Annotated in this window: 20 protein-coding genes; 9 read left to right on the plus strand and 11 right to left on the minus strand. The window is 68.8% G+C overall.

The window, feature by feature from the left end; translation table 11 throughout:
- Positions 1-81 precede the first annotated feature (81 nt).
- The 3 genes from GBZ26_RS04970 (at position 82) to GBZ26_RS04980 (ending at position 2,815) form a co-directional block, all read left to right on the plus strand.
- Positions 82-351, plus strand: coding sequence for a hypothetical protein (locus tag GBZ26_RS04970; protein ID WP_174437875.1), 270 nt, complete (start codon positions 82-84; stop codon positions 349-351).
- Entirely contained in the window at positions 345-1,589 is a 1,245-nt protein-coding gene (locus tag GBZ26_RS04975; RefSeq protein ID WP_174437876.1) for a right-handed parallel beta-helix repeat-containing protein, read from the plus strand. The genes GBZ26_RS04970 and GBZ26_RS04975 overlap by 7 nt, the downstream gene beginning before the upstream one ends.
- Positions 1,590-2,026: 437 nt before the next feature.
- Positions 2,027-2,815, plus strand: a complete 789-nt coding sequence (locus GBZ26_RS04980) for a response regulator transcription factor (RefSeq protein ID WP_247884761.1) — start codon at positions 2,027-2,029, stop codon at positions 2,813-2,815.
- A 60-nt stretch (positions 2,816-2,875) separates the two neighbouring features.
- Here GBZ26_RS04980 and GBZ26_RS04985 read toward each other — a convergent pair whose 3' ends face one another.
- Positions 2,876-3,574, minus strand: a complete 699-nt coding sequence (locus GBZ26_RS04985) for a LuxR C-terminal-related transcriptional regulator (RefSeq protein WP_343207289.1) — start codon at positions 3,572-3,574, stop codon at positions 2,876-2,878.
- Positions 3,575-4,471: 897 nt separating this feature from the next.
- Between GBZ26_RS04985 and GBZ26_RS04990 the strand changes: the two genes are divergently transcribed.
- Positions 4,472-5,131 (plus strand): response regulator transcription factor, encoded by a 660-nt coding sequence (locus tag GBZ26_RS04990; RefSeq protein WP_247884762.1) that lies wholly within the window; start codon positions 4,472-4,474, stop codon positions 5,129-5,131.
- On the opposite strand, the gene GBZ26_RS04995 is transcribed toward GBZ26_RS04990, so the two are convergent.
- From GBZ26_RS04995 to GBZ26_RS05035, 9 genes are all read right to left on the minus strand, one after another.
- Positions 5,094-5,630, minus strand: a complete 537-nt coding sequence (locus tag GBZ26_RS04995; protein ID WP_174437880.1) for a response regulator transcription factor — start codon at positions 5,628-5,630, stop codon at positions 5,094-5,096. The two genes, GBZ26_RS04990 and GBZ26_RS04995, sit on opposite strands and share 38 nt — an antisense overlap.
- 134 nt (positions 5,631-5,764) lie before the next feature.
- Positions 5,765-7,201, minus strand: a complete 1,437-nt coding sequence (locus GBZ26_RS05000) for a UDP-glucose dehydrogenase family protein (protein ID WP_174437881.1) — start codon at positions 7,199-7,201, stop codon at positions 5,765-5,767.
- 64 nt (positions 7,202-7,265) lie between these two features.
- Entirely contained in the window at positions 7,266-8,249 is a 984-nt protein-coding gene (locus GBZ26_RS05005) for an SDR family NAD(P)-dependent oxidoreductase (RefSeq protein WP_174437882.1), read from the minus strand.
- Between the two features lie 27 nt (positions 8,250-8,276).
- Complete coding sequence (locus tag GBZ26_RS05010) at positions 8,277-9,356, minus strand: SDR family NAD(P)-dependent oxidoreductase (protein ID WP_174437883.1); 1,080 nt, start codon at positions 9,354-9,356, stop codon at positions 8,277-8,279.
- A 59-nt stretch (positions 9,357-9,415) separates the two neighbouring features.
- Positions 9,416-10,660: a glycosyltransferase family 4 protein gene (locus GBZ26_RS05015; RefSeq protein ID WP_174437884.1), complete on the minus strand. Its 1,245-nt coding sequence runs from the start codon at positions 10,658-10,660 to the stop codon at positions 9,416-9,418.
- Between the two features lie 196 nt (positions 10,661-10,856).
- Complete coding sequence (locus tag GBZ26_RS05020) at positions 10,857-11,663, minus strand: WecB/TagA/CpsF family glycosyltransferase (protein WP_174437885.1); 807 nt, start codon at positions 11,661-11,663, stop codon at positions 10,857-10,859.
- Positions 11,660-12,739: an NAD-dependent epimerase/dehydratase family protein gene (locus tag GBZ26_RS05025; protein ID WP_174437886.1), complete on the minus strand. Its 1,080-nt coding sequence runs from the start codon at positions 12,737-12,739 to the stop codon at positions 11,660-11,662. Before GBZ26_RS05025 ends, GBZ26_RS05020 begins: the two co-directional genes overlap by 4 nt.
- A 51-nt stretch (positions 12,740-12,790) precedes the next feature.
- The gene (locus GBZ26_RS05030; protein ID WP_174437887.1) at positions 12,791-14,389 is read right to left on the minus strand and encodes an undecaprenyl-phosphate glucose phosphotransferase; all 1,599 of its coding nucleotides are present in this window, start codon (positions 14,387-14,389) and stop codon (positions 12,791-12,793) included.
- Between the two features lie 77 nt (positions 14,390-14,466).
- Positions 14,467-15,414, minus strand: a complete 948-nt coding sequence (locus GBZ26_RS05035) for a UDP-glucuronic acid decarboxylase family protein (protein ID WP_174437888.1) — start codon at positions 15,412-15,414, stop codon at positions 14,467-14,469.
- Positions 15,415-16,051: 637 nt separating this feature from the next.
- On the opposite strand from GBZ26_RS05035, the gene GBZ26_RS05040 reads away from it, so the two are divergent.
- The 5 genes from GBZ26_RS05040 to GBZ26_RS05060 all read left to right on the plus strand — a co-directional run bounded on the left by GBZ26_RS05040 (position 16,052) and on the right by GBZ26_RS05060 (position 24,538).
- On the plus strand, positions 16,052-18,328 hold the full coding sequence (locus GBZ26_RS05040; protein WP_174437889.1) for a GumC family protein: 2,277 nt from the start codon (positions 16,052-16,054) through the stop codon (positions 18,326-18,328).
- Between the two features lie 154 nt (positions 18,329-18,482).
- Positions 18,483-20,726, plus strand: coding sequence for an NAD-dependent epimerase/dehydratase family protein (locus GBZ26_RS05045; protein ID WP_174437890.1), 2,244 nt, complete (start codon positions 18,483-18,485; stop codon positions 20,724-20,726).
- Positions 20,723-21,988, plus strand: a complete 1,266-nt coding sequence (locus tag GBZ26_RS05050) for a lipopolysaccharide biosynthesis protein (protein ID WP_174437891.1) — start codon at positions 20,723-20,725, stop codon at positions 21,986-21,988. The genes GBZ26_RS05045 and GBZ26_RS05050 overlap by 4 nt, the downstream gene beginning before the upstream one ends.
- On the plus strand, positions 21,975-23,201 hold the full coding sequence (locus GBZ26_RS05055; protein WP_174437892.1) for a glycosyltransferase family 4 protein: 1,227 nt from the start codon (positions 21,975-21,977) through the stop codon (positions 23,199-23,201). The genes GBZ26_RS05050 and GBZ26_RS05055 overlap by 14 nt, the downstream gene beginning before the upstream one ends.
- Complete coding sequence (locus tag GBZ26_RS05060) at positions 23,198-24,538, plus strand: O-antigen ligase family protein (RefSeq protein WP_174437893.1); 1,341 nt, start codon at positions 23,198-23,200, stop codon at positions 24,536-24,538. Before GBZ26_RS05055 ends, GBZ26_RS05060 begins: the two co-directional genes overlap by 4 nt.
- A 71-nt stretch (positions 24,539-24,609) precedes the next feature.
- Here GBZ26_RS05060 and GBZ26_RS05065 read toward each other — a convergent pair.
- A partial coding sequence (locus tag GBZ26_RS05065; RefSeq protein WP_247884763.1) for a carbohydrate-binding domain-containing protein occupies positions 24,610-26,015 on the minus strand: 1,406 nt, incomplete at its 5' end.

The following is a 26,015-nucleotide window of genomic DNA, read 5'->3' on the forward strand; positions in this document are numbered from 1 at the left end:
ATCCAGTTTGACGATTCTAGGCGCCGGACCCGCATGTTAGCGTTTTCGTCCATCGCCGCAGGACGACGCATCGAGGCCACCATGGACACAGGACGCGCCCCGCACCCCCGGCGGCATGCACCCCGCCCTGCCCGCCGCGCGGCGGCGGTCCTCCTTCTTGCCGGCCTCCCGCTGACGGCGGCGGGAGCGGAACCTCCCACCGTCTCCCTGCGGCCCGGCGCCGACATCCAGGCGGCGGTGGACCGTCATCCCCCCGGCACGCGCTTCCGGCTGGAAGCCGGTGTCCACCGCCTGCACTCCATCGTGCCGAAGGACCGCAACCTGTTCGAAGGCGCCCCGGCGCCGTGCTGAGCGGAGCGCGGCGGCTCACCGCCTTCGTCCGCCGCGGCCCCGTCTGGGTGGCCCGCGGGCAGACGCAGGAGGGCCGGGTCAACGCGGCGGAGTTCTGCCGCTCCGGCTTTCCCCGCTGCGCCCGTCCGGAGGATCTGTTCATCGACGACGCGCCGATGCTCCATGTCGGCAGCCGGTCCGCCGTCGGGCCGGGGCGCTGGTTCTTCGACTACGACGCCGACGAGATCGTGATCGGCGACGACCCCACCGGTCGGACCGTGGAGACCAGCGTCACCCCCCGCGCCTTCGGCGGCACGGCGTCGGGCGTCGTCATCCAGGCGCTGACCATCGAGAAATACGCCGCCCCCATCCAGGCCGCCGCCGTGGACGCGGAGTTCGGTCCCGGCTGGACCGTCCGGAACACCGTCCTGCGCCTGAACCACGGCGTCGGCGTCAACGCCGGCAACGGCAGCCGCATCCTCGACAACCGAATCCAGGACAACGGCCACGCCGGCTTTTCCGGGTCGGGGACCGATTTCCTGATCGCCGGCAACGAGATCGCCCGCAACGGCTATGCCGGTGTCGATTTCACTTGGGAGGGCGGCGGCGGCAAGATCACCGAATCCGGAGGCGGCGGGATCATCCGCGGCAATTGCGTCCACGACAATGTGGGCGCCGGAATCTGGGCCGACATCGACGTGCACCGGCTGGTGATCGAGGACAATCTGGTATTCGGCAACGCCGACAACGGCATCACCTATGAGATCAGCTACGACGGGGTGATCCGCAACAACCGGGTCGCCGACAACGGGCAGCGTGGCCAGGGCTGGTTCTGGGGCGCCCAGATCCTGATTTCCAGCGCGCAGGGCGTGAAGGTCTACGGCAACGACATCGACGTGCCGGGCGGCTTCGGCAACGCGGTGACGGTGGTGTCCCAGGACCGCGCGCCCTACACCCCCGCCGTCGGCAACGAGATCTTCGACAACCGCATCGTCATCCGCAACGCCAACGCGCGCGTCGGCGCCGTCACCGACGTCAACGCCGACAACGCGGTGGTCGCCGCAGGCAACCGGCTTTACGGAAACCGCTATCATCTGGCGGATCCGGGAGAGCGCGTCTGGTTCTGGAACGCCGCGGAGGCCGACTGGAACGCCATCCGCGCCCAGGGACAGGAGACGGGAAGCGTCCTTCATCTCGGCATTCCGCAGAAGACGGCGCTGACCTGCACCTCCGTGGTCCATGTGGACACAACTCGATGAAACACTCTCCGTCCATTCCCCTCTGAGAATAAAACCCACTCGCCCCGACAAGCAAAGGTTTCAAGATCGCTGTTACAGCTTTGAAAAAATTACTAATTTGGAGGTACTTTGCGGATATCTGCGCACAGTATTACGTTCTTGTTTGCGATTGACGGTCAAAATTGGTTGCTATGTTATAGGCCCTAAGCGGTCGCACAGACCTCTTGCAGCATCGCCTTCCCGCTTGATCCGGTTCATTTGATCGAATAGGGCCAAAGTCTTCGCTCCGGTGAACTCGGCGGCGACGTTGGCGGCGATCCCGGGCGGTTCCACGGGTCGGCGTGTCCATGGCGTGTGGCTGAGGGAGATTTTGTATGTTGCCGTGCAAAGACGGAGCGCGCCTGCCCAACGCCGTCCGCGACATCCCATCCGTCACATCCTTCACGGCAAATCACATCTTGGCCGCCGTTCCCTTGACCGCCGCCCCGATGAACGACCCAGGCTCGTTCGGGTCCTATTACCGGATGTCCGGGGGCGCGCGCCCTCTGGGGGAGGGTCAGATCGTCACGGCCATCCTGCACGACGAAACGCCGCTGACGCGGGAAAGCCTGTCCACCAGCCTGAACCTGTGCGGACGGGGGGTGCGGGTGTTGACGGCGGCGTCCCTGGCCGACCTGGAAAGCGTGGTGCGGCGGAACGAATCACCGGACGTCGCTCTGGCCAACTTCAGCGGGCGGCTCGCCTCCGATCCGGAGTTCCGGCCAAGGCTGGCCGAGCTTCTGGATGTGCTGGATGGCATCCCGCTCATCATGCTGTCGGATTCCGACGAGACGGCGACCGCGCTGGAGGCCATCCGCCAGGGCGCTCACGGCTACATCTCCACGACCATCGGCCTGACCATGGCGCTGGAGGCGATCCGGCTGGTCGCCGCCGGCGGCATCTTCGTTCCGGCATCCATCCTGCACCGGCTGATCCTGGGCCAGGACACGGTGACGGACCCGGTGCTGCACGCCGCGTTATCCGTCCCGACGCCCGTGGTCAACGGCAAGCCGCACCTGACCCAGCTGACCCCGCGCCAGCTCGCCGTCCTGGAATGCCTTCAGGAGGGCAAGCCGAACAAGGTCATCGCCCACGAGCTGGGAATGCGGGAAAGCACCGTCAAAGTGCATGTGCGGAACATCCTGCGTCGGCTCGGCGCCACCAACCGGACGGAAGCGGCGTGCCGCGTCATGCGCGAGGAGAACTGAGCGCAACGCGCGGGAACGGCGCGGGTGGGTCCCGCACCGTTCCGTCACCGCACCACACGATCAGGGTTGGTTCGATTCCAGGGCTGCGCCACGGGACAGATGGGCGTGCGCCATGAAGGCGGCTTCCGTCCGGTTGGTGGCCCCCAGCTTCTTCAGCACATTGCGCACATGGGCCTTGGCGGTGTTCTCGCACATGCCCAGCATGTAGGCGATGAGCTTGTTCGACTTGCCCTCGCGCATGCAGGTCAGCACGGCCATCTCCCGCGGAGTCAGTCCGCCGATCCGGTCCGTCACCGGCGCGGCGGCGCCCGGCGGCGGGGTCTGCGGAACCGCGATGGCTCCCGGCGCCGGCGCGATCAGCGATTGCAGGGACGTGGCCGGCACGAACGTGCCGCCGGCGGCGACCAGCCGGATCGCCTCCAGCATGACCCCCAGCCCGAGGCTGGGCACGATGTAGCCGCGCACGCCGAGGCGCAGGCTCTCCAGGATCATCCCGCCATCGTCGCGGTCCGAGATGATCACAAGCGGCACCGGCAGACAGGCCGACACGGCGTCGCGAATGGCCGCGCGCAGGACGTCGCTCAGCCCCATTTGCGCACCGATGTTGCACAACACGACCTCGGTCCGCCCGCCCCGCGCCAGGACGTCGGCGGCGTCCTTCAACGAGGCCACCGACTGCACGGTCATGTCCTGGCACAGCGTGCCGAGGCCGAGCGAAAAGCAATCCCGCGTCAGGCTGTTCGGGTCCACCAGGACCACGCCGATCCCCGGGGCGCCCCCCGGGGCAATCCCTGGGGCAATCTCTTGGGCGACCCTTGCTTTCTGCTTGATTTCCGTCGTCATCCGCTCCCCCTTTCGATCAAACACCAGGTCTTCTCACCTTGTCAGACCAGGGCTGCGAGCCTTTTCCCGCCACCGCCGGTAAGAGAGGTTTCAATTTTCGGGTGAGCGCGTCCGCTCGCGGATACTCGGAAAGATTTCACTTTCTTCATTTTCAGCGCCTTTCCCTGCCGACCACATGGATTGTTTCTGTTGGAAGATCATCAGGAATGCTTGCGCGGTCTGCATTGATGTTTTCAACGTTACCAGAACAGCGCGCCCGGTAAATACGCACTTCGATGCAAGGTTGTGGCGTGTCGGCGATTTAATCCGTACCCATTCCGGCGCCCGGCGGCCCGTGTTTCGCCGCTTCCGTACGCCTTTGTGAGGATGGCAGCGGCCCGGAACGCATCTTCCACCTCATCCCGCCGCCGGGACGGGAAAGGCCGCCGCGCATCGCCTTCTGCTTTGCGACCGAAAGAACAGGCCCAAAGGGCACAAGTCGGGGACCGGTGCACTCTGACCAATGGGAAGACGACAAGGGCAAGACATTGCGCTTCCGGATGGCGATAGCCGACACCTCTCCCGAAGACACGGAATTCCAGTGGAAACACATCAAATAGGAGGTAAAGACAAAGTCCGACATGGTTACTTCCACGCAGGATTGACGTTGACGACCACATGTGTGCAGCGCAGCATCAGACCTGGAAAACGGGTCGGGAGACATCCTTCATGGCATCGAGCGGGAAGCCGGTTCCATCACCCTGCGCCGCACGCGGCTCGGAAGCGGTGAAAGGGCGCCGGGGCATCGCAGCTCTTCTTCTGGATGAAACCCCGTTGACCCGCGAATGCCTGTCCGCCGGCCTCAGCCTGCGCGACCCGTCCCTGACGATGCGGACCGCGGCGTCGCTGGACGAGGCGAAGGCGATGCTCGCCGGAGCCCCCCGTCCCTCCGTCGTGCTGTGCAACGTCGTCAGCCTGACCCCGCCGAATGGCAGCGTCCTGGCGACGTTGCGCGACCTCGCCGGAGCCTTCGGCGGCACGCCGCTGGTCATCCTGTCCGACGGGGAGGAGGACCTGCCGCTGGAAGCCAGCCGGCTGGGCGTGCGGGGATGCCTGCCGACCAGCGTCGGCCTCGCCGTCGCCCAGGAGGCGGTCCGTCTGGTGGCGGGCGGCGGCACCTTCTTCCCCTCCCCCTTCCTCCACCGCCTGCTGCCGCGCCGCGAGGCCATGGAGGACGACCCGCCCATGCCATCCGGCGGAGCGGCGCTGACCGCGCGTCAGCGTGGCGTGCTGCAACGGCTTCGCGAGGGGAAGTCGAACCGCGTCATCGCACAGGAACTGGGGATCAGCGAGAACACGGCGAAGGTCCATGTCCGCGGCATCCTGCGGGCGCTGGGCGCCGCCAACCGCGTCGAGGCCGTGCGCAAGGCTTGGCAGCCGGCCGAATCGGAATCGCTCAGCCGGGGCCGGGATCGGGGCCGGGATCGGGACTGACCGTTCCGCCGCCGTGGATGAGCCGCAGCGCGGCGATCACCTCGGCCAGCGGCATCCGGCCGCTCAGCACCCCGCGCAGGCCGAGGCGCGCCGCGGCGGCGGCCACCGCCGGCCCGGGCCGGTCGGCGAGAACGGCGACGGGAGGACGCGGGCCGCCGCCCGTCAGCGCGTCCAGAAGCTGGCCGACGCCACCCTTGGCCGGGTCGGCGCGCCCGATGCTCACCAGAACCACGTCGGTGCCCCGCAGGGCGGCGGGAAGGTCCGCCAGCGCCGTGGCGCTGCGCCGGTGGCTGACCGCCACGTCCGGCGCAAAGGCGTTGATGGCGGCGGCAAGGCTTTCGCCGAACAGCGAGCGGTCGTCGATCAGAAGAACCGTGATCGGCGCCCGCCCGCCGGTCCGCCCGTCCGGATGGGGAGAAAGCGCGCCGCCCCGTGCGCCGGAGGGCACACGGGGCATGAGGTCTCGTCGGTTGCCGGCCAGCGCGTCCAAGCCAATCATGGCTGCGTCTTTCGGAATCGGGAGATCCCAGCCGGCCCCCGTGCCGGGCCATCACCGCCAAGCAGTCGCCGGGACGGGGGCGGCCCGTTCAGGGCGCCGGTGCGTGGCCGGAGTCAGCAGGCGTGGCGCCCGCGTCAGTCCGCCAGGTCGGAGGCGGCCGCCGCAAGCTGTCCGGAGAACGGAAGGACACAGGCATCGCCCGCAAACCCGTTGCTGAGAAGCATGGCTTCCGCCGCCTTGCGCCGCTTCGCCGCGTCGGGCCGCGCGTCGCGCCGCCCGACGGAGCAGTAGTGGAACCCCGCCGCCGCCATGGCCGCCGGAGCGTAGACGTTGCGCAGATCGACCATCACCGGGCGCCGCATCAGGCTGCGCACGCGGCCCAGATCGAGCGCGCGGAACTCGTTCCATTCCGTCAGGATGGCGACGCAGTCGGCCTCCGCCAGCGGGGCGTAGGCGTCGTCATGCCAGACCACGCCGGGCAGCAGGTGGCGCCCCTCCTCCATGCCGGCGGGGTCGTAGACGTGAACCGTGGCGCCTGCCTCCTGGAGCAGCGGGATGATCTCCAGGCTCGCCGCCTCGCGCATGTCGTCGGTGTCGGGCTTGAAGGTGATGCCCAGCACGGCGATCCGCTTGCCCGCCGCGTCCGGCCCGCAGGCCTGGAGGATCCGCCCGGCCATCAGCCGCTTGCGCGCCCGGTTCACGTCCACCACCGTTTCGATCAGCCGGACCGGCGCGCCGTGCTGCCGCCCGGTGCGCACCAGCGCCTCGGTGTCCTTGGGGAAGCAGGACCCGCCGAAGCCCGGCCCGGCGTTCAGGAAGGGGCGCCCGATGCGGCCGTCCAACCCCATGCCCGCCGCCACGTCCTGCACGTCGGCCCCCACCCGCTCGCACAGGTCGGCCACCTCGTTGATGAAGGTGATCTTGAAGGCCAGGAAGGCGTTGGCCGAGTATTTCGTCAGTTCCGCCGTTTCGATGCCGGTGCGCACGAAGGGCGTCCCGGCGCGGATCAACGGCTGGTAGAGGGCGTCCATCACCGCCCGCGCCCGGTCGGAGTCGGCGCCGATCACCACGCGGTCGGGCTGCATGAAATCGCCGATGGCCGAGCCTTCGCGCAGGAATTCCGGGTTGGACGCCACGTCGAACTCGGCGCGCGGGTTGATGTCGCGCACCAGCGCGGCGATCTGGCGCCCGGTGCCGACCGGCACCGTCGACTTGGTGACGATGACGGTGTAGCGGGACATGGTCCGCGCGATCTCCGCCGCCGCCGCGAAGACGTAGGTCAGGTCCGCCCCGCCGTCATCGGGACGGGAGGGGGTGCCGACCGCGATCAGCACCACGTCGGCCCCCTCCATGGCGACCGCGAGGTCGGACGTGAAGGACAGACGGTCCGCCGCCATGTTGCGCGCCACAAGGACGTCCAGGCCGGGCTCGTAGATGGGGATCTCGCCGCCTCTCAGGCGCCGGATTTTCGTTTCGTCCTTGTCCACACAGCACACGTCGATGCCGAATTCGGCAAAGCAGGCGCCGGACACGAGACCGACGTAGCCGGTCCCCACAACAGCGATCCGCATCATTCCACTCCTGTTGCTTGATGGCGTTGCCGAAGCCATCCCTGGCCGGCTCGAAAGTCGGCCGTCAGGCCACGGCACGCTCCGCCATGCCGTCCGCCTGGCCGTTCTCGCGCAATGCCCAGCGCACGGTTTCCGCCAGCCCCTGCTCCAGCCGCGTGCGCGGCGTCCAGCCGAGCACCGATCCGGCGTAGGTCACGTCCGCCTGCACGCTGCGCTGCTCGCCCGGACGTTCGGGGTGGTGGAGCACGGGATGGTCCGCCCGCGTCCGGCCGAGCGCCCCCAGCGCAAGGTCGGCCAGTTCGCTGATGCTGGTCTGCCGACCGCTGCCGAGGTTGAAGATCTTCCCGTGGCTGGCCGGGTTGTCGAGCGCGCCGACCCAGGCGTCCACCACGTCGTCGATGAAGACGAAGTCGCGGGTCTGCTTGCCGTCGCCGTAGATGCGGATCGGCTCGCCGCGGATGATGTTGCCCAGGAAGATGCCCAGCACCCCCTGATAGGGGTTGTCCACCGCCTGCCGCGGTCCGTAGACGTTGTACATGCGGAACGACGTGACGGCCAAGCCGCCCGGCAGGTCGTGCCGCGCCGCCGTCAGATGGACGTAGCGCTCGCCCGCGTATTTCGTCACCCCGTAGTAGGACACCGGGGAGCAGGGCGTGTCCTCCGGCGTCGGCACCACCTCGGCGTTGCCGTAGGCGCTCATCGAGCTGGCGTAGAGCAGGCGCTTCACCCCGCGTTCCACGCACTGCTGGAGGACGTTCACCGTCCCCTCCACGTTGGTGCGCAGGTCGCCGACCGGGTTGCTGAAGGCGCGGATGATCGACACCTGCCCGGCGATGTGGATCACCGCGTCGGGCACCTCCTCGAACGCCCGGTCGAGGTCGGCGGGGTTGGTGACGTCGCCGCGGATGTAGCGCACCTCCGCCGGCACGTTGGCGCGCAGCCCGGTGGACTCGTTGTCGATCACCGTCACCCGGTGGCCGAGCGACACGAGACGGTGCGTGATGTGGGAGCCGATGAATCCGGCCCCGCCCGTTACAAGAACGTTCATTGGTTCCTCCGCCGCACAGGGGTCGGGTTACGCGCTGAGGGCGATGCGGCCCGGTTCCACCTGGCTCTGGTCCGTGGGCAGGCCGTTCTGCGCGAGATAGCGCTCCGCCCAGTCCCACAGGCGGCGGATGCCGGTGTCGCGGTCCACCTGCGGGCGCCAGCCGAGGACCTGCTCCGCCTTGCGGATGTCGCTGACGTAGCAGGGCTGGTCGCCGGGCCGCCAGTCGGAGAAGTCGGCCTCCACCGGCGCGCCGCGCAGGGTGGACAGCATCTCCCCGAACTCGTGCCAGACCGAGATGGTGTTCTCCGGCCCGCCGCCGATGTTGAAGACCTGCCCGCGGCTGACCTCGATCTTCTCGGTGGCGAGGCGGAAGGCGCGCACAAGGTCTTCCACGAACAGCACGTCGCGCACCTGCATGCCGTCGCCGTAGATGTGGATGGGCCGCCCGGTCAGCGCCGAGATGATGAAATGCGCGACCCAGCCCTGATCCTCGTTGCCGAACTGGCGTGGGCCGTAGATGCAGCTCATCCGGAAGACGACGGTCGGCAGGTCGTAGATGCGGGCGTAGTCGCGCACATACTGGTCCGCCGCCCCCTTGGAGCAGCCGTAGGGCGAATGGAAGTCCAGCGGCTCCGCCTCCGAGACGCCAAGCGGGCGGTCCACGAAGCGGTAGCGGCTGCTGGCCCGCTCGACCGCCACATGCTCCAGCCCGCCATAGACCTTGTTGGTCGAGGTGAAGACCACTTTCGGCGGGGTCTTCATCCGGCGCGCCGCCTCCAGCACGTTGAAGGTGCCGAGCGCGTTGATGTCGAAGTCGGTGCGCGGGTCGTCCAGCGAGGAGGTCACCGCGACCTGACCGGCGAGGTGGTAGACCTCCTCGGCCCCGGCCATGCAGGATTTGACGGCGGCGAAGTCGCGCACGTCGGCTTTCATGAAGGTCAGGCGGGAGCCGGCGTTGAGGGTCTGCAGCCACGCCGCGTTCCGCTCGCTGCCCGGACGCAGCAGGGCGTCCAGGACGACGACGTCGCGCCCGTCCTCCAGCAGTTTCTTGACCAGATTGCAGCCGACGAGGCCGGCCCCGCCGGTCACGAGCGTCTTGCCTTCCATAGGTGTCTTCTCCATTGCTGCGGCTTTTACCGGTTGGGCAGAGGGCGTTGGGCAGGGGTTCAGGCGGCCTTGAGGACGGCGGCGCCCGCCGGGCGGCGGATCACCGCCTCGTAGAGCCGGTGGGTGTCCGCGGCCGCGGCGGCCCAGTCGAAGCGCTGGGTGGCGCGCAGGCGGCCGTGACGGCCCATCCGCGCCCGCCGCTCGGGGTCTGCGGCCAATTGCTCGACGGCGGCGCGCAGGGCCTGCGGGTCGCCCGGCTCGACGATCACCGCGCAGCCGTCATCGACCTGATGGGGGATGCCGCCGACCCGGGTCGTCGCCACCGGGACGCCGAAGGCCATCGCCTCCAGGATCACGTTGGGGAAGGTGTCGGCCAGGGTCGGGAAGACGAACAGGTCGGAGCGGCGGAACATGGCGGCGACCTCCGCCTCCACCAGATTGCCGGTGAGGTGGATGGTCTGGCCCGGCCTGCAGCGGCGCTGGTACGCCTCGTAATCGACGAAGTCGCGCTTCTCGCCGCCGACGATCAGGCGGAACGGCATCGACAGCCCCGCGAAGGCGTCGAGCAGCACGCCCAGCCCCTTGTTGGCCGTGTGGTTGGCCAGGAAGAAGGCGGTAAAGGGACCACCGTCCTCTCCCCGCTCCGGGATGCCGAATTTGCGGTGGATGTCCTGGTCCGCCGGGGTCGGCGCGCCCCAGTCGGTCGGGCGGTCCACGCCGTAGGGAATGATGGCGATGTCGTCCCCGGTGAAGCCGAAGCCGCGGACGATCGGCAGATCGACGGGCGAGATCGCGCAGATGGCCGCGGCGTTGCGCACCACGTAGCGGACGGGGCGGTCGATCAGCAGGTCCCAGGCCAGCCGCCTTGCCGCGTCCATGCGCCGGAAGGCCGCCGGGTTGCCGATCTCCACGAAGCCGTGTGTGGACACCACATACGGCACGCCCTTCGCCACGCAGGCGCGGGCCACCCGCATCATCTCCAGCGCCGGGATCGGGTTGTGGATGTGCACCAGATCGTAGGAGCCGTGGCGGATCAGAGCCGGGATGCTCGACCGGTAGAACAGGGTCTTCGCGCGGTTGGGCAGCATGGAGTCGAGCCCGACAAAGGGGCTGGAGGTCCGCACTTCGATCCGTTCGCCCGGCTTGCTCAGGTCCATCGGCACCCGGCTCGCCATACCCATGTTCGCGATGTCGATGCGGTCATGCGCCTGCAGCGCGACGCTCAGCTTCTCCGCCGCCTTGCTGGCGCCGCTGACCGCCAGATGCGGCGGCACGACGATCGCCGACAGGATCTTCAGGCTCATCGCAGGAATCCTCGACTGTATGGAAGCGCGGGCCGCATCGGTCGCGGTTCACGGCGCTGTTCCGAGGTCGTTCAGGAAAATTCGCCGATGCAAGGCCGTTTCATTTTAAAAACGGCGCAGATGAACGCAGCATCGGAGGAATTTTCATTTTAAATAACGGCGCTTCTCTTTGGCAATTACCAAACAACCGCCACGCCTAGCCAAATCGAAGCTCTCCTTTCGGACGGCGCGCCTGGCCGCTGCGGACCAGCGGCATCTGCACCGCCTGGCAGGCCAGCAGGAACAGGAAGGCCGGATTCAGCATGACGTAGCGCCGCCACAGCCGCCGCGGCTCGGTGGACAGCCGGAACAGCCATTCCAACCCGGCATTCTGCATCCACATCGGCGCCTGCGGCTGTTTCCCGGCGATGAAGTCGAAGGCCGCACCCACCGCGATCAGCGGCATCGACAGCGCCGCCTTGTGCTCGTAGACCCAGGTCTCCTGGCGCGGGCAGCCCAGCCCGACGAAGACGATCCGCGCGCCGGACTCCACGATCTCGCGGTCCACCGCCGCGCGCTCCTCGCTGCTCAGCGTGCGGAAGGCGGACGGGCGGGCACCGGCGATGATCAGACCGGGGAAGCGCTCCTTGAGCGCCGTGATCAGCGTGTCGAGCAGCCCCGCCGTGGCGCCGTAGAGGTAGATGGGCAGCCCCCTGGCCGCCGCCGCCGCGCAGGTGCGCAGCATCAGGTTCGGGCCGTAGACGCGGTCCGGCAAGGCCGCGCCGTGCAGCCGGTTCAGCGCCCAGCGCACCGGCTGGCCGTCCGGAGTCACGAGGTCGATGGCGTTCAGGCGGTAGCGATGCTCGGGGTCGAGCGCCCCGGTCATCACCCCATGCACGGCGAGCGCGCTGACCGCGAAGGGCTTTTGCTGCTCCGCCGCGTCGATGATGGCGCGCACGCCGGCCTCGTAATCGACGGCGTTGACGTAGACGCCGAGCACTTCCTTTTTCCCATGGTCGATCATGCCACGGCCTCCACGCGCCAGCGGCGCCGATTGCTGTCGTGAATGTCGGTGAGGATGTTGCGCACGTCGTGCCGGATGTCCCAGGACGGGTAGTGGGACCGGAACCGGTCGAGCGAGCTGACCCACCAGATGTGGTCGCCGATGCGGTTGGCCTCCTTGAAGGCCAGATCCATCGGGCGCCCGGTGATCTCCTCGCACAGCGCCACCGCCTCCAGGATGGAGCAGTTGCTCGCCCGTCCGCCGCCGATGTTGTAGACCTCGGCGCTGCGCGGCGCGTCGTAGAATGCTTGGAAGGCGGCGATCAGGTCGTTGCTGTGGATGTTGTCGCGGACCTGCTTGCCCTTGTAGCCGATCACGTCGTACCGGGTGCCGGTGACGGCGCAGCGCATCAGATAGGCCAGGAAGCCGTGGAGCTGCGTCGGCGAATGGTTCGGCCCGGTCAGGCAGCCGCCGCGGAAGCACACCGTCTTCATCCCGAAATAGCGGCCGTATTCCTGGACCAGCACGTCGGCGGCCACCTTGGAGGCGCCGAACAGGCTGTGCAGGGTGGCGTCGATCGACATGTCCTCGGCGATGCCGCCGGCGTAGCGGTGCGCCGGGTCGATCTCGTAGCGCGTCTCCGTCTCGATCAGCGGCAGGCGGTTCGGCGTGTCGCCGTAGACCTTGTTGGTCGAGGTGAAGATGAACACCGCGTCCGGGCAATGCCGCCGCGCCGCCTCCAGCAGGTTCAGCGTGCCGTTGGCGTTCACCGAGAAATCCATCTGCGGGTCGCGCGCCGCCCAATCGTGCGAGGGCTGCGCCGCCGTGTGGATGATCAGGGAGATGGCCGCGCCGTGCCGCTCGAACAGCGCGTCGATGGCCGCGGCGTCGCGGATGTCGATGGCGTGGTGGCGGTAGCGCTGGCGCAGCGTCTGCTCCAGGGTCTGGCGCTGCCACGCGGTCGAGGCCTCGTCACCGAAGAAGGTCCGCCGCATGTCGTTGTCGATGCCGACGACGTCCATTCCCAGCGCACCGAAATGCAGGCAACTCTCCGACCCGATCAATCCGCAGGAACCGGTGACAAGGGCGACGGACATGGCGTCAAACTCCTTCGCGGTTTGTTTGTCGTTTCAGCAGGTTTTTTTTGGTCAGTAGGCGTTGCGGTCCCAGAAAAGGAGGAGGGCGGTGCGCACCATGATCTCGGCGTCCAGCCCCAGGGACCAGTTGTCGACGTAGTAGAGGTCGTGTTCGACGCGGCGGGCGGCGGTGTGGAGGTTGTCGATCTCGCCGCGCAGACCATTCACCTGCGCCCAGCCGGTGATTCCGGGACGGACGCGGTGGCGGCAGGCGTAGTTCTCCACCGCCTCGTGGTACAGCGCGTCCCCGGCCTTCATGGCGACGGGATGGGGCCGCGGCCCGACGATGGACATGTCGCCGCGCAGCACGTTGAAGAGCTGCGGAAGCTCGTCGATGCTGGTGCGGCGCAGGAAGCGCCCGACGCGCGTCACCCGCGGATCGTTGCGCACGGTCCGCTGCGCGCCCGACTGGTCGCCGCGGTCGGTGTGCATCGTGCGGAACTTCCAGATCTCGAATTCCTCGTTGTTGAAGCCGAAGCGCTTCTGGCGGAACAGCACCGGACCGGGGCTTTCCAGCTTGATGGCGGCGGCTGCCAGCAGCAGGACCGGCGCCAGAACCGCCAGCGCCGCGCCGCCGATCAGCAGGTCCTCCGACCGCTTCAGCACGCCGCGCCAGCCGGCCAGCGGGTGATGGATGACGCCCAGCAGCGGAACGCCCGCCGTCGCGTCGACCGACAGGCCCGCGGTGCGGGCGATCAGCCGGTGCGGCAGCAGGCGGACGTCCACCGCGAGGACGCGCAGCCGTTCCAGGATGTCGCTGATCTCCGCCTCGGCGCTCCAGGGCAGGGCCACCACCACGAGATCGATGCGGTTCTTGCGCACCTGCTCGACGAGCCCGGTCACGCCTCCCAGCACCGGCACCCCGGCCAGCCGGGCGGCGGCCAGGGGCGGAGCGTTCACGGATGAAGGCCGGTCCGCGGCGGTGGACACTGCGCCGATCACTTGGTAACCCGCCCCCTCCGTGCGCTGGAGCCGATCCAGCCATTCGAGAGCCAGATCGTTGGTGCCGACCAGCAGGGTCCGCTGCCGCGAACCGCCGGCCAGATTCCAGTCGCGCGCCAGCCGGAGGACCAGGCTGCGCAGCGCGGTCAGCCCGAACAGGCCGAGCCCGTACCACAGCCACAGAGTCCCCGCCGCCACCGTGTCCAGCCGCCGCAGGTCCCCCGTCACGCCGAGCATGAGGACGAGCACCAGGAAGGCCGCCGTCCAGGCCCCGAACAGCGGCCCGGCGTGCGAACCGATGGTCCGCCGCACCGCCTTGGGACGCAGGTTGCGGTAGCAGCCCGCGCTGTAGAAGCACATCAGCGACAGCACGACCAGCGGGCCGACCGCGGCGTTGAAGACGCCCGCAAAAGCATGAACGGCGTCTGCGAACAGGGCCGGGTCGGCGGGAGCGGCCCGCAGCAATCGGGTGGCGATGCCCTCCGCCGCCAGGCCCGTGCCGACGACCATCAGCGCGTCCGCGGCCACCAGTCCGCACAGCAGGGCGGGAGCGGAGGCCGCCGCGGCGACCGGCGGGACGGAGTCCGGGCGCGGGCCCTGGAAGGCCATTCCCACGCGCGCGCCGTAGTCCGGCTTCGCCGAGCTGTCTCGTGAAGGGAGTTCGAACATCCGCCGTTCCCTGTTGGCCCAATCCCGGCCGCCGCACCCCAGCGATGCGGCGGCGCTGCCGGCTTGAGTCGCCGCGCTCAGAAATAGGTCTTGGCGAAATAGGCGATGGTGCGCTCCAGCCCCTCTTCGAGCGGCACGTGCGGCATCCATTTCAGGTAGGCGTGGGCCTTGGTGATGTCCGGCTTGCGCTGCCGCGGGTCGTCCTGGGGCAGCGGGTGCCGCTCGACCCGGGAGCGCGATCCGGTCATCCGGATGACGGTCTCCGCCAGTTCCAGAATGGTGAACTCGCCGGGATTGCCGAGGTTGATCGGGCCGGTCACCGTCCCGTCCGTCTCCATCAGCCGGTGCAGCCCCTCGACCAGATCGTCGACGTAGCAGAAGGACCGCGTCTGCGACCCGTCGCCGTAGATCGTGATCGGATCGCCCTTCAGCGCCTGGACGATGAAGTTCGACACCACGCGCCCGTCGTTCGGATTCATGCGCGGCCCGTAGGTGTTGAAGATGCGCGCGACCTTGATCGGGACCTTGTGCTGCCGGTGGTAGTCGAAGAACAGCGTCTCGGCGCAGCGCTTTCCCTCGTCGTAGCAGGCGCGCGGTCCGATGGGATTCACGTTGCCCCAGTAATCCTCGCGCTGCGGGTGGACGAAGGGGTCGCCGTAGACCTCGCTGGTCGAGGCCTGCAGGATCGTCGCCTTCACCCGCTTGGCCAGCCCCAGCATGTTGATGGCGCCGTGCACCGACGTCTTAGTCGTCTGCACCGGGTCGAACTGGTAATGCACCGGCGAGGCCGGGCAGGCCAGGTTGTAGACCTCGTCCACCTCGACGTAGAGGGGGAAGGTGATGTCGTGGCGCACCGCCTCGAACTTCGGATTGTCCAGCAGATGCGCAATATTCGAACGCGATCCCGTGAAATAGTTGTCGACGCACAGGACCTCTTTCCCGGCGGCCAGAAGACGCTCGCACAGGTGCGATCCGATGAACCCGGCGCCACCTGTCACAAGAACGCGCTCAGTCGTGGACGTCATTGAGCCTCTCCATGGAGTTGACCGGGGAATTCGAACGAGACACGGCGGCTCGCGGAGATGTCGCGCCGCACCGCTTCCATGATTATTTTAAAATTCGGCGACGATGCGCAGCACTCCGCCACAAAGCACGGGCCATTGCTCAGCCCTTTACGTGGGAATGCCTGGACATGTCTGGAATCTTGCGGCGTTTCGAAGCCTGAAGCGGCTCCGCTGCACCCGGCAAACTGTGACCGGCGTGGAGTTGACCGTCAAACACGCGGACGGGGTATCGGGTATGATTATTTATGACGGTCGACGTCGTAAGCACAGAGACGGATGGGCCTTCTTTTTTTCAATTGTTGATCGGCGTCATTCACGATAATCGAAGTCTATCCGGCAATGGTTGCGGAAGCGGAATACCACTGTCCATGCGGCCTGTCCATTCGGACTTGGTCTTTAAAAGACACGCGAATTCTCGGTTATCTCCAAAGAAAACAACAAGACCGCCGCGCGTCCTTTGCACCCATCCGCCACGCCCATCCCGGGCCGGACCGCCAGCCAGCAAGACGAAAGGGGCGACGACGTGAATTCTTCGATCGGCAAAGGCGGAACGCTTCCAGGCCACGACGCGCACGCCAGCGTCCTTCCGGACAGTCTTTTGCAAACGGGCGCCGGAGAGTCCTCCGACGTCCGCGGCCGCCAGGAGGCAACCGTCTTCGCCACGCTGGCCGTGCTGTGGCGGCGCAAGCTGCTGCTGCTCGCCGTCATCCTGCTGGGAACGGCGACCATCACCTACGTCATGCAGTCGCTGAAGCCGATGTACCGCGCCACCGCGATGGTGCAGCTCGATTCCCGGCGGGTCGAGTTGGCGGAGTTCAAGTCGGTGGTGTCCAACCTGACGCCCGAGGCGCCCGCGGTGCGCAGCGAGGTGTCCATCGTCGGCTCGCGCGCCCTGGCGGAACGGGTGGTGGAAAAGCTCGGCCTGCTCAACGACCCCGAATTCAACCCGGCGCTCAAGGCCGCGGACGGCGCCGACGACCATTGGCTGAAGCGCGTCACCAAAGCCGGCGTCGGCGCGCTGCCGCCGGAAGGCAACGACGTGCTGCGCCGGATCGTGCAAGAGGCGACCGCCCTGTTCCGCGCCGAGGAAAGCCCCAACGCCGGCGACCTGAACCAAGCCCGCCTGCTGACAATCGACACGCTGCTGCGCCGGATCGAGGCGCGCAACGACGATCGCTCCTTCACCATCATCATCGAGGCGTCGTCGGTCGATCCCGCCAAGGCCGCGGCCATCGCCAACGCCTTCGGCCAAGCCTATCTGGACTACCGGACGGAAATGAACCGCGACCTGACCGAGCGGGTCAACCAGTGGCTCGGCGGGCGGCTCGTCGAGGCGCGCGAGGCGGTGCGCGGCGCCGAGGAGGCCATCCGCAGCTTCCGCAAGGAGAACAGCCTGCTGGAGCTGCCGCCGGACGGGCGCAACATGGTCCAGCAGCAGATGAACGAACTCGCCACCCAGCTGACCGCTGCGCAGGCGCAGAAGGCGGCGGCCGAGGCCCGCGTGCGCCAGGCCCGCGACCAGACCGCCAACAACAACGCCGCGGCGATCCCGGAGGTGCTGGCCTCCCCGCTGATCCAGAAGCTGCGCGAGGCGGAGGCGATGCTGGAGCGCCGGCTGGCCGAACTCCAGCAGGTCTATGGCGACAAGCACCAGGACATCGTGAATCTCCGCCGCGGCATCGGCGAGCTGAAGACCCGCATCCGCGACGAGGTCGGCAAGATCCAGAAGGGCCTGGACGCCGACCTGGAGGTCGCGCGCATCCGCGAGGCCACGCTGCTGAAAAGCATCGCCGACCTGCAGGAGCAGCAGAAGGGCATCGAGGCCACCGGCATCCAACTCCGCGATCTGGAGCGCGCCGCCGACGCGCACCGCACGCTCTACCGCAGCCTCGCCGAGCGCTACGAGCAGACCATGGCGCTGAAGAACACCGGCGCGCTGGACGCGCATCTCAGCGCCCCCGCCCTGCCGCCGATCCGCCCGGCCTTCCCGCAGCTGCGCATGTCGCTGGGCGTCGGGCTGGTCGGCTCCACGGCGCTGGCGGTGGCGCTGGTGCTGCTGCTGGAGCGGCTCAGCTCCGGCCTGCGCACGCCGGCCCAGGTGGAGCGGGCGACCGGCGTGCCCTGCCTCGGCATGGTCCCGTCGCTTCCCCGCAACGAGGCGACCTGGAACCTGCCCGTCCATCCCGACAGCCGCCACGCCCGCGAGATCGGCGCCTTCCGCGAAGCGATCCAGACCGTGCGCACCATGGCCTGCATGCCGCGCAAGCGGGGGACGCCGCCCAAGGTGCTGCTCGTCACCTCCTCGATCCCCAAGGAAGGCAAGTCGGTGCTGGCGGCCAATCTGGCGCGGTCGCTGGCAGGGCTGGGGCTGAACACGCTGCTGATCGACGCGGACTTCCGCCGTCCCTCCATCGCGACGCTGCTGGGCTACCAGCCGCGGGGCAGCGTCACCGACCTGCTGGACGGGCGCGTCGGCATCGACGACCTGATCCACCGGGAGTCCGCGAACCTCGATGTCCTGGGAAACACCATCGGCACCCCCGACGCGCACGACCGCATCAGCTCGCAGGCGATGAGCGACCTGATCCAATGGGCGCGCCACAATTACGACGTCGTGGTGATCGACTCCGCCCCGGTGATGCTGTTCTCCGACGCGCTGGCCCTGTCCTTCCTGGCCGACAGCGTGATCTACGTCGTCCGCTGGCAGCACACCCCGCTGGACACCGTGACGGCCGGCTTCAACAAGCTGAAGTCGGTCGACAGCACGGTCGGCGGCGTCGTGCTGTCGCGGGTCGTCGCGTCCAAGCACGTCAAGTACGGCCACAAGGACGACGCCTACTACTACGCCCTGCACGCGCCCGCGCGGCATTCCTAGCCCTCCATTTCAGCCCTCTCTCCTCCGGGGAGAGGGTGGCCCTAGGGGCCGGTGAGGGGGGTGCGCTTCTGCCGGACGCTCCGACACGCGCATCCCCATCACCCTGACCCTCTCCCCGGAGGGGAGAGGGGATGCCAAAAAAAGCGAGGATTCCATGACCAACGCCGAGTTCCCGCGGCTTGCCATCATCGGCTGCGGCAGCATCGTGAGCCATCACCTGTTGCCGGCGCTGCTCCGCCTGGGCTGGCGGCCGAGCGTGCTTGTCGATCCCACGCCGGGGCGGCTGGAGACGGTGCAGGCCATGCTCGGCCGCAACCGCGCCCCCGTCGCCGTGGCCGACTGGCGGGAGGCGGCGGACCAGTTCGACGCGGCGCTGGTGGCGGCCCCGCCGATGTTCCACGCGCCGGTCGGCCAGAGCCTGCTGGAGGCCGGAAAGCACGTCTTCATGGAAAAGCCGCTGGCCGTCACGCGGACCGACGCCGAGCGCATGGTGCAGACGGCGGAGGAGGGCCAGCGTGTGCTCGCGGTCGGTCTGATGCGCCGCTACGTCAACGGCGTCCGCTGGCTGAAGGCGCTGATCGACTCCGGCCAACTCGGCCGCGTCCTGCGCTTCGAGGCGCGGGAGGGCTTCGTCTACAACTGGGGCATCAGTTCACCCGCCATGCTGCGCCGCGACGGGGCGGGCGGCGGCGTGCTGCTCGACACCGGGTCGCACACGCTGGACCTGCTGCTGTGGTGGTTCGGCGAGGCGGCGGAGGTCGATTACAGCGACGACAGCTACGGCGGGCTGGAATCCGACTGCCGGCTGTCCCTGACCATGGCCTCCGGCGCCACCGGAACGCTGGAGCTGAGCCGCACCCGCGCCCTCCGCAACACCATCCGCGTTCACGGAACCAAGGGCAGCGTCGAGGTCCATCTCTACGAGAACCAGATCGCCTCGGACGTGCCGCAGATCCTCGATTTCGTCCATGACGGCTTCTCGGCCAACCACATCCCGCCGCAGATCTTCGGCGACCTGTTCCAGGCGGAGCTGAAGGATTTCGCCGACGCCATCCGCGACGAGCGCCCGGCCGCCGTCGGCGGGCGCGACGCCCTGCCCTCCACCGCGCTGATCGAACGCTGCTACGCCAGCCGCAAGCCGCTGGCCCTGCCCTGGGTGGACGGGACGGCATCCGTCGCCGCCCTTCGCACCGATGGTCCCACGGTCGTGGTGACGGGCGCCGCCGGCTTCATCGGCGGGCGGCTGGTCGAGCGGCTGTGCCTGGAGCATGGCGCCAAGGTCCGCTGCATCGTCCGCGACATCGCCCAGGCGGTGCGTCTGGCCCGCTTCCCGGTCGAGATCGTCCGCGCCGACCTGCTGGACCGCGAAGCCATCGGCAGGGCGGTGGCCGGCGCCGACTGGGTCTTCCACTGCGCCTACGACGTGCGGTCGCGCCGCCAGAACATCGACGGGATGAACGCGCTGATCGACGCCAGCCTCGCCAACGGGGTGGAGAGCTTCGTCCATCTCAGCACCTTCTCGGTCTACGAACCGCTGCCCGACGGCCCGCTGTCGGAGGAGACGCGGGACGGCGACCGCGCCTGGAGCTACGTCCAGAACAAGCTCGACCTGGAAAAGATGGTGCTCGACGCGGCGCACAAGCGCGGCCTGCCGGGGGTGGTGCTCCAGCCCTCCATCGTCTACGGCCCCTTCTGCAAGCCCTGGACGAACGCCCCCGCCGAGATGCTGCTGAGCGGCACGGTGGTGCTGCCGCAGGAAAGCGGGCTGTGCAACGCCGTCTACATCGACGATCTGGTGGACGCGATGATCGCGGCGACCCGCAGTCCCCAGGCCATCGGGGAGCGCTTCGTGATCTCCGGCCCCGACGCCCCGCCCTGGGCCGCCGTCTTCGGGCGCTTCCAGGAAGCGCTGGGCGTGGACAGCCTGCGCTTCCAGCCCGCCGCGGTCATCCGCAAGGAGATGAAGAGCCTGCGGCGCGACATCGCCATGGTGCTTCAGGACCCCAAGAAGATCATCCAGATCATCGTGCGCTGGCGCCCGGCCCGCCGGCTGCTCCAGGGCGGCTTCGACAGCCTGCCGCCGCGGCTGCGCCATCTCGTGATGGTGCATTACTTCCTGAAGAAGAAGGCCAGCCGCAACCAGCTCTGGCTCCCCGACGCGCAGAAGCTGGCGCTCTATCAGGCCAGGGCGCTCATCGACCTGACCAAGGCGCGGCGCCTGCTCGGCTACGAGCCGCGCTTCACCTTCGAGGACGGCATGGCGCTGACCGCGGACTATCTGCGCTGGGCCTACCGCGACGTGCCGCGCACGGCGCCTGCGTCCCGCCCTGCCAACGAAGACCGTCAGCCCGCTCCCCTGCCCGCCCCCACCGAGACGACGCGGGTCGGCAGCGCATGAGAATGATCCCGGCGTCGCTCGTCCGCAGCTTCTGGACCCTTGCTGACCAGGGCGTGGTCAGCCTGGGCATGTTCGCCATCAACATCCAGCTCGCCCGGACCTTCCCGTCGCAGGAATACGGGACTTTCGTCTTCTTCCTGTCGGTCCTGCTGGCGCTCCAGGTCGTCAACGTCAGCCTGATCCAGTACCCGCTCTCGGTGGACGGCACCGTGCTGGACCCGGCCAGGCGCCGGACCCTGGCCGGAAGCGCCGTGCTGCTCACCGCCGGATCGCTGCTGCCCCTGTCCGGGGTGCTGGCCCTGGTCGGCTATGGGCTCGGCATGCCGGAGATGATCGGCCCGACCATGCTCTATTTCATCGTCTGGCAGGTGCAGGAGATCGGCCGGCGCGGGCTGATGGCCGGGCTGAAGCACGATCAGGCGCTGTGGGGCGACAGCCTGACCTATCTGGGGCAGGTGGTGGTGCTGAACCTGATGGCGCTCGGCGGCCATCTGACGCTGGAGCGCGTGTTCGTCGCCATGACGGGACCGGCGCTGGCCGGGGCGGTCGTGCATTTCGCCATACTGCGCCCCGGCTTCGGCCGCCTGTCGGACCTGCCCGCGGTGTGCCGCCGCTTCTGGTCCATCGGGCATTGGGCGCTCGCCAACAACCTCTTCCTGATGCTGCGGGTGCAGAGCCTCGTCTGGCTGATGGCGGCGATGGACGGCATGGCCTCCACCGCCGCTTTCCAGGCGGTGGTCAATCTGGTGAACATCGCCAACCCGATCATCATCGGCATGGGCAACCTCGTCCCGCAGGTTGCCGCAAGGGGACGAAGCGCCATGCCGGACGGCGGCGGCGCCCTCCATCCGGACGAGAAGGCATGGCTGGCGATCCGCGGCTACGTCGTCATCGGCGCGGCGCCGCTGCTGGTCTATTACAGCCTCGCCCTGCTGATCCCCGATCAGGTGCTGCACATCGTCTATGGCACGGCCTCGCCTTACGCGGACCAGGAGTTGCCGCTGCGCCTGCTCTCCATCGGGGCGCTGACCGGCTATCTGGCGGAGATGGTCTGCTCCTACTTCTACGGCGTGCAGCGCAGCCAGTTCGCGCTCGTGGTGAACGTCGTCGGCACGCTCGCCGTGTTCGCGGCGGTCGGGCCGCTGGCGGCGATGTACGGCGTCGCCGGGGTGTGCATGGCCCTGCTCTTCTCCAGCGTGCTGCGCGTCGGCGCGGCCCAATACTACCTCTCCAAGACGAGGACCGCCCATGTCGCCCGCTGACGGCAGCGCCGGACTGGCCTTCAAGGACGCCGGACTGCGCCCGCTCGACCTCCGGCACGTCGTGATCCAGCCGGCCATCGCCCATCCCTCCTCGGCGAACGGGCTGCACAACGTGGTGCGCAGCCTGATCGCGGAGCAGCGCGCCATGGGCGACGACGCCCGGCTGTTCCTGTTCTCCGACGATCCGGACGCCCTGACGGGCTTCCCGGCGGATTGTCCGGCGCAGCGCTTCCCCCTCGGCGGGCCGCGGCTGTCCGGACGGTCGCTGACCATCGCGGGGGCGACGCTGGACCGCCTGCTGGACGGCGCCGGGCCGGACACGGTGGTGCACATCCACGGCGCCGTGAAGCCGCTGTTCGCGGCGCTCGCCCACGGGCTCCACCGGCGCGGCGTCGCCTATGGCGTGACGCTGCACGGCCAGTACTCCCACGTCTATGACGGCGCGGGCCGGGTGCGGCGGCGCCTGCCCGCCGCCTGGATGCGCGTCTTCGATGGCCCGGCCCTCGCCCGCGCCTGCTTCGTCCACGCCATCACGGAGGAGGAGGCGGCCATCGTCCGGCGGGTGGCGCCCGGCGCCGCCGTCCGCCTCCTGCCCAACACCGCCTGGTCGGCGCGGCGCGGCGGCCTTCCCGCCGCCGTTCCGCGCGCCGCGCCGGACGGCGGACGGCCGACCTTCGGCTATTGCGCGCGTTACGAGATCGACCACAAGGGCGTGGACCTGCTGATCGACGGCTTCGCCGCCTACCGCCGGGCAGGCGGGCGCGGAGTGCTGGAACTGGCGGGGTCCGGCCCCGCCCGGGCCGAGCTGGAGCGGCGCGCCCAGGCCCACGGCCTCGGCCCCCACCTCCGCATCCACGGCCCGGTCTTTGGGGCGGAGAAGGCGGCGATGATGGCGGGCTGGCACTACTTCGCCCTGACCTCGCGCTACGACGTGATGCCGACCGGCTGCCTGGAGGCCGCCCTGTCCGGCCTGCCGCTGATCGTGACGCGGGAGACCGGTCTCGTCCCCTATGTGGAGGGTCACCGCGCCGGCTTCGGCATCCCGGACCTGACGGCCGAGGCGGTGGCCGACGCGCTGGCATGTGCCGAGCGGGCCGGCCCCGGCACCTGGCGGGACATGGCGGCCAACGCGCACCGCATGGTCGTGGCGATCGGCGACTGGGGACGGATCGCCGCCCGGCTGCGCGCCGCCGGCTATGGACGCCCGTCATGAGCGCCGTCCTGTCCACCCCCAAGCGCAGCCGGACACGGGCGGCGGACCTCTATCTGGGCTTCCTGATGGTGGTCCTTCTCGGCTACACCCTGGCCGGACGCGGTTTCGCCTACATCGGGATGCCGCCCCTCTTCATCGGCGAGATCCTTCTTCTGACCGGCCTCCTGGTCATGCTGCGGACCGGCGGCATCGTCGCAACGCTGTCCAGCCTGCCGGGAACGCTGCTGGCGATCCTGATCGTCTGGGTCCTGGCGCGCACCATCCCGTTCCTCGGCCTCTACAGCTTCGACGCCCTGCGCGACAGCGTGATCGTCATGTACGGCCTGTTCGCCTTCATCGTCGTCGTCGTGCTGTACGACGAGCCGGAGCGTTTGCGCCGCCTCGTGCTGGCCTACGGCAGCTTCGCGGTGCTGTTCGTGTCGATCATGCCGATCGTCTATCCGGGCTACCAGCTGCTCCAGTCCCAGATTCCCATCTGGCCGCGCTACAACGTCCCGCTGATCAGCCTGCGTCCGGGCGAGGTCGGCGTGCATTTCGCCGGGATCGCCCTGTTCGTCCTGCTCGGGTTCCGCCGCCTCGGCCCGGTGCAGCTGGCGTTGCTGGTGGTCGGGATCGCGATGGTCGCCGCGCACAGCCGTGGCGGGACGCTCGCCATCGTCGTGCCGCTGTGCATCGCCCTGGCCATGGTGCCGCGCAGCCGCCAGCTCGCCCCGCTGCTGATGATCGCCGCGGCCATCGTGACCATCGCGGCCCTGCTGAACGTGGAAATCGAGGTGTCGTCGCGGAAGCTGTCGGTCGACCAGATCGTCACCAACCTGATGAGCATCGCGGGCTCCGCCGAGACCGCCGGCCTGGACGGCACCAAGCAATGGCGCATCATGTGGTGGGACAAGATCATCAACTACACCGTCCACGGCGACAATTTCTGGAACGGCAAGGGATTCGGCATCAATCTGGCCGACGACGACGGCTTCCAGGTCATCGACGAGGAGGAGGCCCAGGTGCTGCGCAGCCCGCACAACGCGCACATGACGATCCTCGCACGGTCCGGCGTCCCCGGCTTCGTGCTGTGGGTGGCCATGCTGGGAAGCTGGGTGGCCTTCATGGTCCGTGCCTTCCTGCTGGCCCGCCGGCACGGCGACCGCGCCTGGGCGCGGCTGTTCGTCTTCCTGCTCTGCTACTGGCTGTCCATCGTCATCAACGCGTCCTTCGACGTGGCGCTGGAAGGCCCGATGCTGGGCATCTGGTTCTGGGTCCTGTTCGGGACGGGCATCGCCGCCGGGTTGATCCACCGCACGGAAATCGAAGGCCGGACGGGCGGGCGGGCGACGCCATGATCCTTCTTTGCGCGAAAAGGGCGGGAGCCCGCGGCCCCCGCCCTTTCCCGTCCGTCCCTTAGGTCCGCGCCTTACGCCGCGTGCAGCAGCGACGGGTCGGCGTGGTCGAGCAGCGGGTCGTAGCCGGCATCGGCCAGGGCGACGCCGTACAGGCTGTTCGCGGCGGCCGCCATGTCGGCCACGGCCGCCGGAGCGGTGGCCGCCGCCTGCTGGGCCGCGACGTGGCTCCACACGCTGTCCATCCCGGCGTCGAGCGCCAGGGGCGCGGCTTCGCCGACCGGAGTGGCCGAGGGGAAGAAGCTCTTGTCGGCGTCCACCACCAGCGCGCCGTTCCACCACATCGACGACTGGCCCTTGACCACGTCCTTACCGTCGAGCGGCCCCTTGTCGTAGGTGACGATGCCGTCGGTGGGCAGGACCGCCTTGCCGTTGATGGTGACCTTGTTGACGAACAGGCTGCGGTCCTGCCCGTTCACCACGGCGTCGTTGTCGTACTGGATCTGCACCTTGTGCGCCTGGTCGGCGGACAGGCTGGTGGTGACGCTGTAGTCCTTGGCCGCGGTGCCGGCCACGCCCTCGCCGACCTTCTGACCGTCGACCAGCAGGTTGAAGTGGGCGTTCGCCCCGCCGGCCGCCGCACCGGTGGCGTTGACGGTGATCGTCGTCGTGCTGGGACCGCTCTGCGGCAGCGTGCCGCCCGCGGGGAACTCCTTCGCCGGGGCGTCGACCACCAGCGTGCCGCCCCACCACATCGACGACTGGCCCTTGACCATGTCCTTGCCGTCCAAGGCGCCCTTGTCGTAGGTGACGATGCCGTCGGTCGGGTTGTGGGCGGTGCCGTTGATGGTGATCTTGTTGACGAACAGGTTGCGGTCCTGGCCGTTCACGAAACCGTCGTTGTCGTACTGGATCTGCACCTTGTGCGGCTGCCCCGCCGTCAGGTTGGTGGTGAAGCTGTAATCCTTCGCCGCGGTGCCGACCGTGGCGTCGCCGATGGCCTTGCCGTCCACCAGCAGCTTGAAATGCGCGTTCACCCCGCCCGCGGCGGAACCGGAGGCGTTGACCTTGATCGTCGTGACGCTGGCCGCCGGCGTCGTCGGGACGGTCGGCGTGGTCGTGGTCGTGTCCACCGCGAAGCCGGCGGAGGCCCCGGCCTTGCCCGCGTTGCCGGCGAGGTCGGTGTAGCTGCTAGCCTTCACCGCCACGGTGGCGTCGGTGATCTTCGTGTTGGAGGCCGGCGTGAAGACGGCGGTGTAGGTGGAGGCGTCCACCGTCTTGAAGCCGCTCAGCGTGCCGCCCTTCACCGTGGTGTCGGCCAGCGCGAAGTCCTTCACCGCCTCGCTGAAGGCGAAGGTGACGAGCGGCGCCTCGCCCTTGGTCACGCTGCTGTCGGCAATGCTCACCTTGACCGTGGGCGGCGTGGTGTCGGCTGCGGCAGGGGGCGGCGTCGGAGCCGGCGGGTTGGTCGGGCTGGTGG

The sequence above is a fragment of the Azospirillum formosense genome, assembly GCF_013340925.1.
Lineage (GTDB): Bacteria > Pseudomonadota > Alphaproteobacteria > Azospirillales > Azospirillaceae > Azospirillum > Azospirillum formosense.